Source organism: Lysobacter panacisoli (assembly GCF_009765165.1).
GTDB classification, from domain to species: Bacteria; Pseudomonadota; Gammaproteobacteria; order Xanthomonadales; family Xanthomonadaceae; genus Lysobacter_J; species Lysobacter_J panacisoli.
The window spans coordinates 3,013,208-3,026,920 of the sequence record NZ_VLNU01000001.1 but is presented as its reverse complement, the minus strand read 5'-3'; the positions used below and the strand labels follow the sequence as shown (position 1 = coordinate 3,026,920).

General features: G+C 67.3%; 16 protein-coding genes. 14 read left to right on the top strand and 2 right to left on the bottom strand.

The window, feature by feature from the left end; translation table 11 throughout:
• The first annotated feature begins 78 nt into the window (after window positions 1-78).
• The gene (locus FOF45_RS14140) at window positions 79-1,035 is read left to right on the top strand and encodes a CBASS cGAMP-activated phospholipase (protein ID WP_158985939.1); all 957 of its coding nucleotides are present in this window, start codon (window positions 79-81) and stop codon (window positions 1,033-1,035) included.
• A 175-nt stretch (window positions 1,036-1,210) separates the two neighbouring features.
• Here the strand turns inward: FOF45_RS14140 and FOF45_RS14135 are convergent, their stop codons facing one another.
• Window positions 1,211-2,728, bottom strand: a complete 1,518-nt coding sequence (locus FOF45_RS14135; protein ID WP_158985937.1) for a fumarate hydratase — start codon at window positions 2,726-2,728, stop codon at window positions 1,211-1,213.
• Window positions 2,729-2,839: 111 nt separating this feature from the next.
• Between FOF45_RS14135 and FOF45_RS14130 the strand changes: the two genes are divergently transcribed.
• Window positions 2,840-3,709: an RNA polymerase sigma-70 factor gene (locus tag FOF45_RS14130; protein ID WP_158985935.1), complete on the top strand. Its 870-nt coding sequence runs from the start codon at window positions 2,840-2,842 to the stop codon at window positions 3,707-3,709.
• 33 nt (window positions 3,710-3,742) lie between these two features.
• On the opposite strand, the gene FOF45_RS14125 is transcribed toward FOF45_RS14130, so the two are convergent.
• Complete coding sequence (locus FOF45_RS14125) at window positions 3,743-4,081, bottom strand: HesB/IscA family protein (protein WP_158985933.1); 339 nt, start codon at window positions 4,079-4,081, stop codon at window positions 3,743-3,745.
• Between the two features lie 118 nt (window positions 4,082-4,199).
• On the opposite strand from FOF45_RS14125, the gene asnS reads away from it, so the two are divergent.
• The 12 genes from asnS (at window position 4,200) to FOF45_RS14065 (ending at window position 13,712) form a co-directional block, all read left to right on the top strand.
• Window positions 4,200-5,600 (top strand): asparagine--tRNA ligase, encoded by a 1,401-nt coding sequence (gene asnS / locus FOF45_RS14120; protein ID WP_158985931.1) that lies wholly within the window; start codon window positions 4,200-4,202, stop codon window positions 5,598-5,600.
• A gap of 55 nt (window positions 5,601-5,655) precedes the next feature.
• The gene (locus FOF45_RS14115) at window positions 5,656-5,961 is read left to right on the top strand and encodes a hypothetical protein (protein WP_158985929.1); all 306 of its coding nucleotides are present in this window, start codon (window positions 5,656-5,658) and stop codon (window positions 5,959-5,961) included.
• Window positions 5,958-6,269 carry a hypothetical protein gene (locus FOF45_RS14110; protein ID WP_158985927.1) on the top strand — a complete coding sequence of 104 codons (312 nt, stop codon included), beginning with the start codon at window positions 5,958-5,960 and terminating at the stop codon, window positions 6,267-6,269. The genes FOF45_RS14115 and FOF45_RS14110 overlap by 4 nt, the downstream gene beginning before the upstream one ends.
• Before the next feature lie 13 nt (window positions 6,270-6,282).
• Window positions 6,283-6,930: an FMN-binding negative transcriptional regulator gene (locus tag FOF45_RS14105; RefSeq protein ID WP_158985925.1), complete on the top strand. Its 648-nt coding sequence runs from the start codon at window positions 6,283-6,285 to the stop codon at window positions 6,928-6,930.
• A gap of 1 nt (window position 6,931) precedes the next feature.
• A complete protein-coding gene (locus tag FOF45_RS14100; protein ID WP_158985923.1) occupies window positions 6,932-7,717 on the top strand; it encodes an SDR family oxidoreductase in 786 nt (261 codons plus the stop codon).
• A 201-nt stretch (window positions 7,718-7,918) separates the two neighbouring features.
• A complete protein-coding gene (locus FOF45_RS14095) occupies window positions 7,919-9,343 on the top strand; it encodes an aldehyde dehydrogenase (protein WP_158985921.1) in 1,425 nt (474 codons plus the stop codon).
• Window positions 9,344-9,347: 4 nt separating this feature from the next.
• The gene (gene can / locus FOF45_RS14090; protein ID WP_158985919.1) at window positions 9,348-10,019 is read left to right on the top strand and encodes a carbonate dehydratase; all 672 of its coding nucleotides are present in this window, start codon (window positions 9,348-9,350) and stop codon (window positions 10,017-10,019) included.
• On the top strand, window positions 10,016-10,453 hold the full coding sequence (locus FOF45_RS14085) for a RidA family protein (RefSeq protein ID WP_158985917.1): 438 nt from the start codon (window positions 10,016-10,018) through the stop codon (window positions 10,451-10,453). The genes can and FOF45_RS14085 overlap by 4 nt, the downstream gene beginning before the upstream one ends.
• 2 nt (window positions 10,454-10,455) lie before the next feature.
• Window positions 10,456-10,986, top strand: a complete 531-nt coding sequence (locus FOF45_RS14080; RefSeq protein ID WP_158985915.1) for a 3-hydroxyanthranilate 3,4-dioxygenase — start codon at window positions 10,456-10,458, stop codon at window positions 10,984-10,986.
• A gap of 11 nt (window positions 10,987-10,997) precedes the next feature.
• Window positions 10,998-12,008 carry an amidohydrolase family protein gene (locus FOF45_RS14075; protein ID WP_158985913.1) on the top strand — a complete coding sequence of 337 codons (1,011 nt, stop codon included), beginning with the start codon at window positions 10,998-11,000 and terminating at the stop codon, window positions 12,006-12,008.
• Between the two features lie 33 nt (window positions 12,009-12,041).
• A complete protein-coding gene (gene kynU, locus FOF45_RS14070) occupies window positions 12,042-13,328 on the top strand; it encodes a kynureninase (RefSeq protein ID WP_158985911.1) in 1,287 nt (428 codons plus the stop codon).
• Between the two features lie 87 nt (window positions 13,329-13,415).
• The gene (locus FOF45_RS14065; RefSeq protein ID WP_158985909.1) at window positions 13,416-13,712 is read left to right on the top strand and encodes a GIY-YIG nuclease family protein; all 297 of its coding nucleotides are present in this window, start codon (window positions 13,416-13,418) and stop codon (window positions 13,710-13,712) included.
• Window position 13,713: the final 1 nt, after the last annotated feature.

The following is a 13,713-nucleotide window of genomic DNA, read 5'->3' as shown; positions in this document are numbered from 1 at the left end:
GATCGCAGCCTGTGCGATCCCCGTGATGGATCATGGCGGTCGTCCATCCGTGGAGACTGCATGCAGGGAGACGCGTTGATGAAGATGCGCCGCATCCTTTCACTCGACGGCGGAGGCATCCGCGGCCTGGTCAGCTGTCTGTGGCTGGAAGGCGTCGAGGACGCACTCGCCCAGGCCGGCAAGCCGGGGCTGCTGAAGCACTTCGACCTGCTCGCCGGCAGTTCCACCGGAGCCATCGTCGCCTGCGGGCTGGCGATGGGCCTGTCGCCGGCGAAGCTGGCCGATCTCTACCGCCAGAACCGCGACATGATCTTCCCCGGTATGGCAGATCGCCTGTGGTCGCGCGCGACGCGACTGTTCACCCAGGGCGTGTCCGCTCCGCGCTACGACGCGAAGGGGCTCGAGAAGGTGCTGAAGAAAGTGTTCGGCGACACCACGCTGGGGCAGGCAAGGAAACCGCTGCTGGTCACCAGCTACGACACGCTGTCGCGCACGCCGGTGGTGTTCAAGAGCTTCAAGCCCGAGCACGCCCACCTGCCGATGTGGGAAGTGTGCCGCGCCTCATCCGCCGCACCGACATACTTCCCGGCGCATCCGATGAAAGTCGAAGGGCGCGCGCGCTCGATGATCGACGGCGGCGTGGTCGCCAACAATCCGACCGCCTGCGCCATCGCCGAAGCGCTGCGCAAGGACGCGCGCGTGGACAGCGCGCAGAACCTGGTCGTGCTGTCGGTCGGCACGGGCGAACGCAGCCGTCCGATCGACCTGAAATCCGCGCAGGAATGGGGCGCGGTGGAATGGGCCATCCCTATCATCGACGTGCTGTTCGACGGCAACACCGATGCGGTCGACTACATCGCGCAGCATCTGGTCGGCGATGGGTATTTCCGCCTGCAGGCCGAGTTGCTGACCGGTCTGGACGACCTGGACGACGTCAGCGCGACGAACATCGCCGCGCTGGAATCGATGGCGCGCAGCTATCTGCTGCAGGCCGACACGCGCAACAAGCTGGCTGCGCTGGTGGCGAAGCTGTAGGTCGCGCCCCTCTCCTGCGCACGGAAAGGGCTAAACGCTTTCCCTTCTCCCCTTGCGGGAGAAGGTGCCCGAAGGGCGGAAGAGGGGAGCGCGCGTAGCGCGCACGCCTACCCCTCTCCCTGGCCGCCTTCGGCGGCCTGTCCCTCTCCCGCAAGGGGAGAGGGACTCAAGCGCCTTACTCGACGACGACCGGAATCTTGCCGATCCGTGCCTGCCACTCGCGCGGGCCGGTCTTGTGCACCGACTCGCCGGTGGAATCGACCGCGACCGTCACCGGCATGTCCTGCACTTCGAACTCGTAGATGGCTTCCATGCCCAGGTCCGCGAACCCGACGACCTTCGCCGCCTTGATCGCCTTCGACACCAGGTAAGCGGCGCCGCCGACGGCCATCAGGTAGGCCGACTGGTGCTTGCGGATGGCGTCGATCGCGGTCGGGCCGCGCTCGGCCTTGCCGACCATGCCCATCAGACCGGTCTGCGCGAGCACCTGCTCGGTGAACTTGTCCATGCGCGTGGCCGTGGTCGGACCGGCCGGGCCGACGACCTCGTCGCGCACCGGATCGACCGGGCCGACGTAGTAGATGAAACGACCCTTCAGATCGACCGGCAGCGGCTCGCCCTTGTTGAGCATGTCGACCATGCGCTTGTGCGCGGCGTCGCGACCGGTCAGCAGCTTGCCGTTGAGCAGCAGCACCTCGCCCGGCTTCCAGCTGGCGACGTCTTCCTTCGTCAGCGTATCGAGATTGACGCGACGGCCCTTCGAAGCGTCGTAGGTCAGCTCAGGCCAGTCGGCCAGCGACGGCGGATCCAGCATCACCGGGCCGCTGCCGTCGAGGGTGAAATGCGCGTGGCGCGTCGCCGCGCAGTTCGGAATCAGCGCCACCGGCAGGTTGGCGGCATGGGTCGGGTAGTCCTTGACCTTGATGTCGAGCACCGTGGTCAGGCCACCCAGACCCTGCGCGCCGATACCCAGCGCGTTGACTTTCTCGTACAGCTCCAGGCGCAGCTCTTCGGCACGGTTGGACGCACCACGCTGCTGCAGATCGGTGATGTCGATGGGCTCCATCAGCGCTTCCTTCGCAAGAAGCATCGCCTTCTCGGCGGTGCCACCGATGCCGATGCCGAGCATGCCCGGCGGGCACCAGCCGGCGCCCATCGTCGGCACGGTCTTGAGCACCCAGTCGACGATCGAGTCGGACGGGTTGAGCATGGCGAACTTCGACTTCGCTTCCGAACCGCCGCCCTTTGCGGCGACGATCACGTCGACCGTGTCGCCCGGCACGACCTTCACGTTGACCACGCCCGGCGTGTTGTCCTTCGTGTTGGTGCGCTTGCCGGCCGGGTCGGCCAGCACCGAAGCGCGCAGCTTGTTGTCCGGATGGTTGTACGCGCGGCGCACGCCCTCGTGGACCATGTCCTCCACGCCCATCGTGGCGTCGTCCCAGCGCACGTTCATGCCGATTTCGAGGAACACGGTGACGATGCCGGTGTCCTGGCAGATCGGACGATGGCCCTCGGCGCACATGCGCGAGTTGATCAGGATCTGCGCGATCGCATCCTTCGCGGCCGGCGATTCCTCGCGCTCGTAGGCGGCGGCAAGGCTCTGGATGTAGTCGACCGGGTGGTAGTAGCTGATGTACTGGAGCGCGTCGGCGACGCTCTGGATGAAGTCTTCCTGCTTGATGACGGTCATGACTGCGGGGATCGGCTGCCGGTGGGTCGCGGATGGAGCCCTGCATTTTAGGCCAATCCGCCCGTCCGGCCCCGACTGTCACAATGCGACACCCCGTTCCGTCCTGGCCGCATGAACGCCACGACCGCCCCCGATACCGTCTTCGAAGCCCATCGCCCCCGCCTGTTCGCCCTCGCCTACCGGATGCTCGGCACCCGCAGCGAGGCCGAGGACCTGGTCCAGGACGCCTGGCTGCGGTGGCACCAGACCGACCGCGACGCGATCCGCGATGCCGAGGCCTGGCTCGTGACGGCCGCCACCCGGCTGGGCATCGATCGGCTGCGCGCAGCCCGCCACGAGCGCCTCGCCTACCCCGGCCCGTGGCTGCCCGAGCCCCTCAGCGTGGACGACGCGCCCGGCCCGGAGCACCGGACCGACCTGTTCCAGCAGGTGTCGCTGGCCTTCCTCGCCGTGCTCGAGCGCCTCGGGCCGGAGGAACGCGCCGCGTTCCTGCTCAAGGAAGCCTTCGACTACGACTACGACCAGATCGCCGCTCTGCTCGACCGCAGCGAGGCCAACTGCCGGCAGATGGTGCATCGCGCGCGCGAACGCCTGCTGGCCGGACGCCCGCGCTTCGCGGTCGAACCGGAACGGCATCGGGAATTGCTCGAACGCTTCATGCATGCCGCACGACAGGGCGATCGCAGGGCCATCGTCGGCCTGCTGGACGCGGATGCGCGACTGGTCGCCGACGGCGGCGGCAAGGCGCGCGCGGTGATCCGTCCGCTGCTGGGCGCGGATCGCATCGCCCGGCTCTACTGGGCGGTTGCGCGTCGCAACGGTTATTCGGACTGGCGGATGGGAACGATCAACGGCGAGGCCGCGGTGCTCGGCTACACCAATGGCGTGCTGACGTCCGCGACGGTGGCCGTCAGCGATGGCGAACGCATCGTCGAGCTGTTCACCCTGCGCAATCCGGACAAGCTTGGGATCGCGCAATGAGCGTCGCGCCGCGCGTGGCGGCGGGACGCGATGTCAGGCCGCGTCGGCCTTCGTCGTGAACGACTCGCCGCAACCGCATTCCGCCGTGACATTGGGGTTGCGGAACAGGAACTGCTCGCCCAGGCGCTGCTTGACCAGGTCGATCTGGGTGCCGTCCACCAGCGGCAGGCTCAGCGCGTCGACGTAGATGCGCACGCCTTCCTGCTCGAACACGGTGTCGCCGTCGTGCTGCTCGCGGGTCAGGTCGGCCTTGTACTGCCAGCCGGAGCAGCCCGTCCGGGACACGCCGAAGCGCAGGCCGATCGCGTCGGGGGACTCGACGAGATAGCGCTGGACGCGTTCGAGAGCGGCGGGAGCGAGGGTGACGGACATGGACGACTCCGGTGATGCATCAACGGGTTGCTGCGGACGATTATAGCGACGCGATGCCGGGCGTTCGGTAAACTCCGGCCTTTCCCCTTATTGGCCCGAACAGGCAAGGATTCAAGGCATGACGGTGGTCAGCGTCGAACACGCGCTCGCGGGCAAGTTCCCGGCCGGTGGCGAAGTCACGGTCCGTGGCTGGGTGCGCACCCGCCGCGACTCCAAGGCCGGGCTCAGCTTCGTCAACGTCAGCGACGGTTCCTGCTTCGCGCCGATCCAGGTCGTCGCGCCCGCCGAGCTGTCCAACTACGAATCCGAGGTGAAGCGCCTCACCGCCGGCTGCGCGGTGATCGCCACCGGCACGCTGGTGGCCTCGCAGGGCCAGGGCCAGGCGTTCGAGATCCAGGCCAGCAACCTCGAAGTGGTCGGCTGGGTCGAGGATCCGGAAACCTATCCGATCCAGCCCAAGGCGCATTCGCTGGAATTCCTGCGCGAAGTCGCGCACCTGCGCCCGCGCACCAACCTGTTCGGTGCGGTCACGCGCATCCGCGACTGCCTGGCCAAGGCCGCGCACCGCTACTTCCACGAAAACGGCTTCTACTGGATCTCCACGCCGATCGTGACGACCTCCGACGCCGAGGGCGCGGGCCAGATGTTCCGCGTTTCCACGCTGGACATGGCCAACCTGCCGCGCGGCGAGAAGGGCGAAGTCGATTTCAGTCGCGATTTCTTCGGCAAGGAAACCTTCCTGACCGTGTCGGGCCAGCTCAACGTCGAGGCCTATGCGCTGGCGCTGAGCAAGGTCTACACCTTCGGCCCGACCTTCCGCGCGGAGAACAGCAACACCACGCGCCACCTGGCCGAGTTCTGGATGATCGAGCCGGAGATCGCGTTCGCCGATCTGGCCGAGGACGCGCGCGTCGCCGAGGAGTTCCTCAAGTACATGTTCCGCGCGGTGCTCGACGAGCGCGCCGACGACATGGCCTTCATCGCCGAGCGCGTGCAGCCCGACGCGATCACGCGCCTGGAATCGTTCGTCAACGCGCCGTTCGAACGCATCGAGTACACCGACGCGATCAAGCTGCTGCAGAACGCGAACAAGAAGTTCGACTTCCCGGTCGAATGGGGCCTGGACCTGCAGACCGAACACGAGCGCTGGCTGACCGAGGAACACGTCGGCCGCCCGGTCGTGGTCACCAACTATCCCGAGCACATCAAGGCCTTCTACATGCGCCTCAACGACGACGGCAAGACCGTCGCGGCGATGGACGTGCTCGCGCCGGGCATCGGCGAGATCATCGGCGGCAGCCAGCGCGAAGAGCGCCTGGACATGCTCGATGCGCGCATGGCGCAGTTCGGGCTGGATCCCGCGCACTACGGCTGGTACCGCGATTTCCGCCGCTACGGCACGGTCCCGCACGCCGGCTTCGGCCTCGGCTTCGAGCGCCTGGTGGTTTACGTCTGCGGCCTGAGCAACATCCGCGATGCGATCCCCTACCCGCGCGCACCGGGCCACGCGGAATTCTGATGAACCGCGATCCGCGATCGGCACTCCGATCGCGGATCGCCTGCCACGGCATCCCATGATCCTGTTCTTCTCCCTGCTCTTCGTCGCCATCGCCATCGCCGGCTTCTGCGCGTTCGTGATCTTCTGGCCGCTGTCGCTGGTGCATATCCGCGACCGTCATCCGCAGCTGCAGGCGCAGCTGGGCGAAGGCGCGTTCGCGAAGCCATCGGCCTGGGGTTGGCTGCTGCGACGTGGCTACCTCGCGGCCGACGACCGCAACCTCAACGGCCTGGCCACGCCGGCGCGCATCTCGCTGTTGACCATCATTTCCGGACTCGTGTGCGCCGCACTGCTCTGGCTGCTTGCGCTGGTGATCGGATGAACGAACAACACACCCACGACGAGTGGTGGATCGCCACGCTCGGTCGCACCGTGGTCTGGGCGCGCCTGCGCGTGCTCGATGCCGGCACCGCCGAAGTGCTGGACAGCGACGGCGTGAGCCAGCCCTACGACAGCGAAGACACCGCTCGCGCCGCTTTGATGGATGCGGAGTTCGTCGCGCTCGATGGCCTCGACGAGGACGACGCGCAGGATCGTGGCTTCGCCCTCGAAGAACTCGTCCCGCCCAGTGGCGAGGACATCGAGCAGCTGCGCCCGCAGATGGTCCAGCAACTGCCTTCGCATCACTGACGGAACGCCCGCCATGTATCTCCCGCGTGCCTTCGCCGAAACGGACCTGGACGCGCTGGATCGTTTGGCGCAGCGCGACCGCTTCATCACGTTGATCACCGTGCGCGACGGCGAGCCCACCGTCACGCACTTGCCGGTGCTGTACCGCCGCGACGGCGACCGCGTCGAACTGATCGGCCACTGGGCCCGACCCAATCCGCAGGCGAAGCACGCAGGCGCTGCACTGGCGATCTTCCACGGGCCGCACGCGTACGTGTCGCCGGGCTGGTATCCCGACAAGGAAGAAGCCGCGCGCGTGCCGACGTGGAACTACGCGGTCGCGCACCTGCGCGGCACGCTGACGACCTTCGATGACGAAGCCTCGCTCGCGCAGGTAGTGGACGGCCTCAGCGTCGACCACGAAGCCACCGTCGGCGGCGACTGGCGCTTCGAGTTCGAACGCGACGACCATCGCAACCAGCTGCGCGGCATCATCGGCTTCCGCTTCGTGGCGGAGTCGGTGACGCTGAAGTTCAAGCTCAGCCAGAACCATCCGATGCCCAACCGCGAAGCGGTCGCGGCGCAGCTGGAAGGTAATCCGCGCGAGGCCAGCCGCGAAATCGCGGCGCTGATGCGCGAACGCATGACCGGACATTCGACCGCACAATCCAAGGGAGACTAACGTGGACCTGGACCTCACCGGAAAACACGCACTGGTCTGCGGCGCGAGCCAGGGCATCGGCCTGGCGACCGCGCAGGCCCTGGCCGGACTCGGCGCGAACGTCACCCTGCTCGCGCGTCGCGAGGAACGCCTGCGCGAACTCGCCGCATCGCTGCCCAACGACCGCGGACAGGCGCACGGCTGGATCGCCGCCGACAGCGCCGACACCGACGCGCTGCGCGCGAAAGTGCAGGCGCTGGTGAACGCCTCGCCCGTGCACATCCTCGTCAACAACAGCGGTGGTCCGCCGCCCGGCACGGTGCGTGGCGCGGAAATCGCCGCATTCGAAGCCGCCTACCGCCAGCACCTCATCGCCAACCACGTGCTCGCCGAGACGGTGGTGCCGGGGATGGAGCGCGACGGCTACGGCCGCATCGTCAACGTCATTTCGACATCGGTGAAGGAACCGCTGCAGGGACTGGGCGTGTCCAACACCACGCGCTGGGCGGTGGCGAGCTGGGCCAAGACGCTGGCGACGGAACTCGCGCCGCGCGGCATCACCGTCAACAACGTGCTGCCGGGCTCCACCGAAACGCCGCGCATCGAGCAGATCATCGACAACACCGCGGCCAAGACCGGCCGCAGCCGCGAGGAGGTGTTCGAGAAGATGGTCTCGGAAATCCCGATGCGCCGCTTCGCGCGCCCGCAGGAAACCGCCGCGGCGATCGCGTTCCTGTGCTCGCCGGCGGCGTCGTACATCACCGGCGTGAACCTGCCCGTGGATGGCGGCCGGACGCGCTCGCTCTGAGCCACGCGAGTCTTGTAGCCGTCATTCCCGCGCAGGCGGGAATCCACGGCGCGGCGTGTCACGCTCTCCGGAAGGCGTGCTAGCTCTGGAAGCTGGATTCCCGCCTGCGCGGGAATGACGGCAATGGGGCACGGACAAACAAGACCGACGCCCCGCACCATACCCACCAGCACGGCACATCCGCACTGTTAAGCTAGGTCCATGCGCCTTCGCCACTTCATCGCCGGTGAACCACGCGACCCCGCTTCGGGCCGCTGGGGCGAGGTCTTCGATCCGGCGAACGGCAAGCCCTTCGCCGAAGTGCCGCTCGGCGATGCGGCCGATGTCGACGCCGCCATCGCCGCCGCGCAGGAAGCCTTCCCCGCCTGGTCCGCGCTGCCGAATTCCGAGCGCGCGCGCTGGCTGGAAAAACTCGCCGACGCGCTCGAAGCCAAGCTCGACGATTTCGCCCACGCCGAATCGCGCGATGGCGGCAAGCCGATCAAGCTCGCGCGCGAAGTTGAGATCCCGCGCGCGATCAGCAACCTGCGTTTCTTCGCGCATGCGGCCACGCAGTTCGCGAGCGAGTCGCACCACGGACAGGCCGGCCTCAACTACACGCTGCGCCAGCCGCTGGGCGTGGTGGCCACGATCTCGCCGTGGAACCTGCCTCTGTACCTGTTCACCTGGAAGATCGCGCCGGCACTGGCCGCCGGCAACACGGTGGTGGCCAAACCGTCCGAAGTCACGCCGGCGACGGCGACGATGCTGGGCGAGCTCGCCGCGAAGATCGGATTCCCGCGTGGCGTGCTCAACATCGTGCACGGTCTCGGCCCGGATGTCGGCGAACCGCTGGTGCTCGATCCGCGCGTCAAGGCGGTGTCGTTCACCGGAAGCACCGCGGTCGGTCGCCGCATCGCCGGGCTCGGCGCGCCGCTGCTGAAGAAGATCTCGCTGGAACTGGGCGGCAAGAACCCGACGCTGGTGTTCGCCGACAGCGACTGGCGCGACCACCTCGACACGCTGGTGCGCTCGGTCTTCCAGAACTCCGGCCAGATCTGTCTGTGCGGTTCGCGCCTTCTGGTCGAACGCCGCATCTACAACGAATTCCGCGATGCGCTGGTCGAACGCGCGCAACAGCTGCGCGTGGGCGATCCCATCGACGAGGACAACCAGCTCGGCCCGCTCGTCTCGCAGGCGCACTTCGACAAGGTGATGGCCGCGCTGGCCCGCGCACGCGAGGAAGGCGGCAAGGTGCTGTGCGGCGGCAACGCGCTCGACCGTCCGGGCTGGTTCGTCGAACCGACGCTGATCGAAGGCCTCGGCCCCGAGTGCATGAGCAACCGCGAGGAAATCTTCGGACCGGTCGCGACGCTGCAACCGTTCGATGACGACACCCACGCACTGTCGCTGGCCAACGCCGGCGATTACGGACTGGCCGCCACGGTGTGGACGCGCGACCTGCGCCGCGCGCACCGCTTCGCCGCGCAACTGCACGCCGGCATGGTCTGGATCAACACCTGGCTGCAACGCGACCTGCGCACGCCCTTCGGCGGCGCCGGCGCTTCGGGCCTCGGCCGCGAAGGCGGATTCGAGGCGATGCGTTTCTTCACCGACGCGAAGAACGTCGGACTGCACTTGGAATGAATCGATGACCACCGGACCCCTGACCGATCTGCTGAAGAACAACCGCGAGTGGTCCGAACGGATCAACCGCGAGGATCCGGAGTTCTTCCAGCGCCTGTCGAAGCAGCAGGCACCCGAGTATCTGTGGATCGGCTGTTCGGATTCGCGCGTGCCCGCCAACCAGGTCATCGACATGGCGCCGGGCGAAGTCTTCGTCCACCGCAACATCGCCAATGTCGTGGTGCACACCGACCTCAACTGCCTGTCGGTGATTCAGTTCGCGGTGGACGTGCTCAAGGTCAAGCACATCCTCGTCGTCGGCCATTACGGCTGCGGCGGCGTGCACGCAGCGCTGCATGGCACACGCGTGGGATTGGCCGACAACTGGTTGCGCCATGTGTCCGACGTCGCCGAGAAGCACGACGGCTGCCTCGCGCACGCGCAGAACGGCGAACGCCACGACCGGCTGTGCGAACTCAACGTCATCGAACAGGTGCAGAACGTGTGCCTGACCACCATCGTCCGCGACGCCTGGACGCGTGGCCAGGAGCTGACCGTGCACGGCTGGGTCTACAGCCTGCGCAACGGCCTGGTGCACGACATGGGCATCGACGTCAGCGCGCACGACCAGCTCGACGGGCTGTACCGTGCCGCGCTCGCACGGGTCAACGGCTACGGCGGGGATTCGCCGCGATGAGCGACGTCGTCCGCGCCAGCGCCGCACCGCGTCCCGTCGGCCAGTATCCGCACGCGCGCCGCGTCGGCGAACTGCTGTTCCTGTCCGGAATCGGCCCGCGCGATCCGGCCAGCAACGCCATCGTCGGCAACGTGCACGACGCCGACGGACGCCTCATCAGCTACGACATCGAAGCGCAGACGCGCTCGGTGTTCGCCAACGTGCGCACGGTGCTCGAAGCCAGCGGCGCGCGCTGGGAGGATCTGGTGGACGTCACCGTCTACCTCACCGACATGGCGCGCGATTTCAAGGTCTACAACGCGGTCTGGGCCGAGTTTTTCCCCGACATCGACCGCGCGCCGTGCCGCACGACGCTGGGCATCACCGCGCTGCCGACGCCGATCGCGATCGAACTCAAATGCATCGCCGCGCTGCGCGGCGGAACGACGGAGTAAGCATGCTGCCCGCCCCGCTCAATCTGCAGGCCTGGATCGAGGAACACCGCCACCTGCTCAAGCCGCCGGTCGGCAACAAGGTGATCTACGTCGGCGACTTCATCGTGATGGTGGTCGGCGGCCCCAACCAGCGCACCGACTATCACTGGGACGAAGGCGCGGAGTGGTTCTACCAGCTCGAAGGCGAGATGGTGCTGCGCATCCAGGAAGACGGGAAAGTGCGCGATATCCCGATCAAGGCCGGCGAGATCTTCCTGCTGCCGCCGCGCGTGCCGCACTCGCCGCAGCGCATGCCCGACTCCATCGGACTGGTGATCGAACGCCGTCGCCTGCCCGACGAGAAGGACGGCCTGTTGTGGTTCTGCGAGCAGTGCAACCACAAGCTGTACGAGGAGTTCTTCATCCTCAAGAACATCGAGACCGATTTCCCGCCGGTGTTCGACCGCTTCTATTCCTCGCGCGAAAACCGCACCTGCACCCAGTGCGGACACCTGAATTCCGCGCCGTCCAAGTATGTGATGCCGGACACCTGAGCGCCGCGACGATGCTGAAGATCGACACCCACGCCCATTACATGCCGCGCGACTGGCCCAACCTGGCGCGCAAGTACGGCGACGACCGTTTCCCGGTGATCCACCACACCGAGGACGGCCGCCATCGCATCTACAAGGACGGCAAGTTCTTCCGCGAGATCTGGTCGAAGACATGGGACGCGCAGGAGCGCATCGACGACTACGCGCGCTTCGGCGTGCAGGTGCAGGTCATCAGCACCGTGCCGGTGATGTTCAGCTACTGGGCCAAGCCGCACCACGCGCTCGAACTGCACCAGGCGCTCAACGAGCACATGGCCGAGACGTGCCGCGACTACCCGCGCCACTACGCCGGCATCGGCACCGTGCCGCTGCAATCGCCGCGACTGGCGATCCAGGAACTGGAACGCTGCATGGACCAGCTGGGCCTGCAGGGCGTGCAGATCGGCAGCCACATCAACGACTGGAACCTCGACGCGCCGGAGCTGTTCGATTTCTTCCAGGCCGCGGGCGAACTCGGCGCGGCGATCCTCGTGCATCCGTGGGACATGATGGGCGCGGCGACGATGCCGAAGTACTGGCTGCCGTGGCTGGTCGGCATGCCGGCCGAACAGTCGCGCGCAGCGTGCTGCCTGATCTTCGGCGGCGTGCTGGAACGCGTGCCGAACCTGAAGGTGTGCATGGCGCACGGCGGCGGCAGTTTCCCGTACACCATCGGCCGCATCGAGCACGGTTTCAACATGCGCCCGGACCTGGTCGCTACCGACAATCCCCGCAATCCGCGCGAGTACCTGGACCAGCTGTTCTTCGACTCGTGGGTGGCCGATCCGCGCGCACTGCGCTATCTGCTCGACACCTGCGGCGTCGACCGGGTGATGCTCGGCACCGACTACCCCTTCCCGCTCGGCGAGCAGGAACCCGGCGCCGGCATCGCCGCCTTGAACCTTTCCGAAACCGAACAGAAGCGTCTCTACCACGGCACCGCGCTGGAATGGCTGGGCCTGCCGCTGTCGCGATTCGCCTGACCCATTCCACGCCAGACGCACCCGATCGATCCGATGACCGACCTGTATTCCGACGAACACGCACGCGCCCTCGACGATGCCGACCCGCTGCGCGAACTGCGCGCGCAATTCCTGATTCCCCGCCACGACGGTCGCGAGCAGGCTTATTTCGTCGGCAATTCCCTCGGCCTGCAACCGCGCGGCGCGCGTGCGCACGTGGAGGAAGTGCTCGACAAGTGGGCGGAGGAAGCGGTCGAAGGCCACTTCACCGGCCAGGCGCAGTGGATGCCGTACCACGAACTCGTGCGCGAATCGCTGGCGCGACTGGTCGGCGCCAAACCGCTCGAAGTCGTGGCGATGAACACGCTGACGGTGAATCTGCACCTGATGATGGTCAGTTTCTACCGTCCCACCCGCGAGCGTCCGGCGATCCTGATCGAAGCCGGCGCGTTTCCGTCGGATCGTTATGCGGTCGCGTCGCAGATCGGATTCCACGGCTTCGATCCGGCCACCGACCTCATCGAACTGCAGCCCGACCGACCCGACGGCACCACGTCGATGGACGCGATCGAACGCGCCATCGCCGAGCACGGCCCACGCCTGGCGCTGGTGCTGTGGCCGGGCGTGCAGTACCGCACCGGCCAGGCGTTCGATCTCGCGCGCATCGCACACGCCGCTCACGCGCAGGGCGCGATGTGCGGCGTCGACCTTGCGCACGCAGTCGGCAACCTCGAACTCGCACTGCACGACAGCGGCGTCGATTTCGCCGTGTGGTGCCATTACAAGTACCTCAACAGCGGCCCCGGCGCCGTCGCCGGCTGCTTCGTGCACGAGCGCCACGCGCACGGCGATCTCCCGCGCTTCGCCGGCTGGTGGGGCCACGATCAGTCCACGCGTTTCCGCATGGGCCCGCAGTTCGTGCCCACGCCCGGCGCCGACGGCTGGCAGCTCAGCAATCCGCCGATCCTCGGCATGGCGCCGCTGCGCGCCTCGCTGGAACTCTTCGACCGCGCCGGCATGCCCGCATTGCGCGCGAAATCGCTACGCCTGACGGGTTACCTGGAAGCGCTGATCCAGCAACGCCTCGCCGGCACGCTGCAGGTGGTCACGCCGAACGACCCGCAACAGCGCGGCTGCCAGCTGTCGCTGCGCGTGATCGGCGGCCGCGACCTGACCGGTCGCGACGCCGGCCGCGCCCTGTTCGACCATCTCGCCGCGAACGGCGTGCTCGGCGACTGGCGCGAACCGGACGTAATCCGCATCTCCCCCGCTCCGCTCTACAACACCCACGCCGACGTACTGCGGTTCGTGCGCGGGGTGGAGGCATGGCGGGACGGCTGAGGCCAGCTGTCATTCCCGCGAAGGCGGGGTCTCTTGGGCCGCCGAACGGCGGCACTATCCAAGGATCAGGCGCATCACGGAAGGATCATGGAGAAGCAACCGGCGGTCTACATGCTGTCGAGCAGACCGAATGGCACGATCTACGTCGGTGTAACGAGCAATCTGATCGGCAGGACGTGGCAGCACCGGGAGCACCTCGTCGACGGCTTCACCCGACGCCATGACGTCGCCCGGCTGGTCTGGTATGAACTGTGGGACGACATGGCGGCAGCGATCCAGCGTGAGAAGCAACAGAAGAAGTGGAATCGGGCATGGAAGATTCGTCTGATCGCCGAGCAGAACCCGGAGTGGAGCGATCTCTGGCCCGGGCTTGCCTCGATCTGAA

Coding starts and splice junctions, on each gene's coding strand:
- FOF45_RS14105 (WP_158985925.1), top strand. CDS start 6,283: ATGTATCTCCCGCGTGCCTTCGCCGAAACGGACCTGGACGCGCTGGAT.
- can (WP_158985919.1), top strand. CDS start 9,348: ATGACCACCGGACCCCTGACCGATCTGCTGAAGAACAACCGCGAGTGG.
- FOF45_RS14125 (WP_158985933.1), bottom strand. CDS start 4,081: ATGTCCGTCACCCTCGCTCCCGCCGCTCTCGAACGCGTCCAGCGCTAT.
- FOF45_RS14110 (WP_158985927.1), top strand. CDS start 5,958: ATGAACGAACAACACACCCACGACGAGTGGTGGATCGCCACGCTCGGT.
- FOF45_RS14130 (WP_158985935.1), top strand. CDS start 2,840: ATGAACGCCACGACCGCCCCCGATACCGTCTTCGAAGCCCATCGCCCC.
- FOF45_RS14065 (WP_158985909.1), top strand. CDS start 13,416: ATGGAGAAGCAACCGGCGGTCTACATGCTGTCGAGCAGACCGAATGGC.
- FOF45_RS14140 (WP_158985939.1), top strand. CDS start 79: ATGAAGATGCGCCGCATCCTTTCACTCGACGGCGGAGGCATCCGCGGC.
- FOF45_RS14075 (WP_158985913.1), top strand. CDS start 10,998: ATGCTGAAGATCGACACCCACGCCCATTACATGCCGCGCGACTGGCCC.
- FOF45_RS14080 (WP_158985915.1), top strand. CDS start 10,456: ATGCTGCCCGCCCCGCTCAATCTGCAGGCCTGGATCGAGGAACACCGC.
- FOF45_RS14115 (WP_158985929.1), top strand. CDS start 5,656: ATGATCCTGTTCTTCTCCCTGCTCTTCGTCGCCATCGCCATCGCCGGC.
- kynU (WP_158985911.1), top strand. CDS start 12,042: ATGACCGACCTGTATTCCGACGAACACGCACGCGCCCTCGACGATGCC.
- FOF45_RS14135 (WP_158985937.1), bottom strand. CDS start 2,728: ATGACCGTCATCAAGCAGGAAGACTTCATCCAGAGCGTCGCCGACGCG.
- FOF45_RS14085 (WP_158985917.1), top strand. CDS start 10,016: ATGAGCGACGTCGTCCGCGCCAGCGCCGCACCGCGTCCCGTCGGCCAG.
- FOF45_RS14095 (WP_158985921.1), top strand. CDS start 7,919: ATGCGCCTTCGCCACTTCATCGCCGGTGAACCACGCGACCCCGCTTCG.
- asnS (WP_158985931.1), top strand. CDS start 4,200: ATGACGGTGGTCAGCGTCGAACACGCGCTCGCGGGCAAGTTCCCGGCC.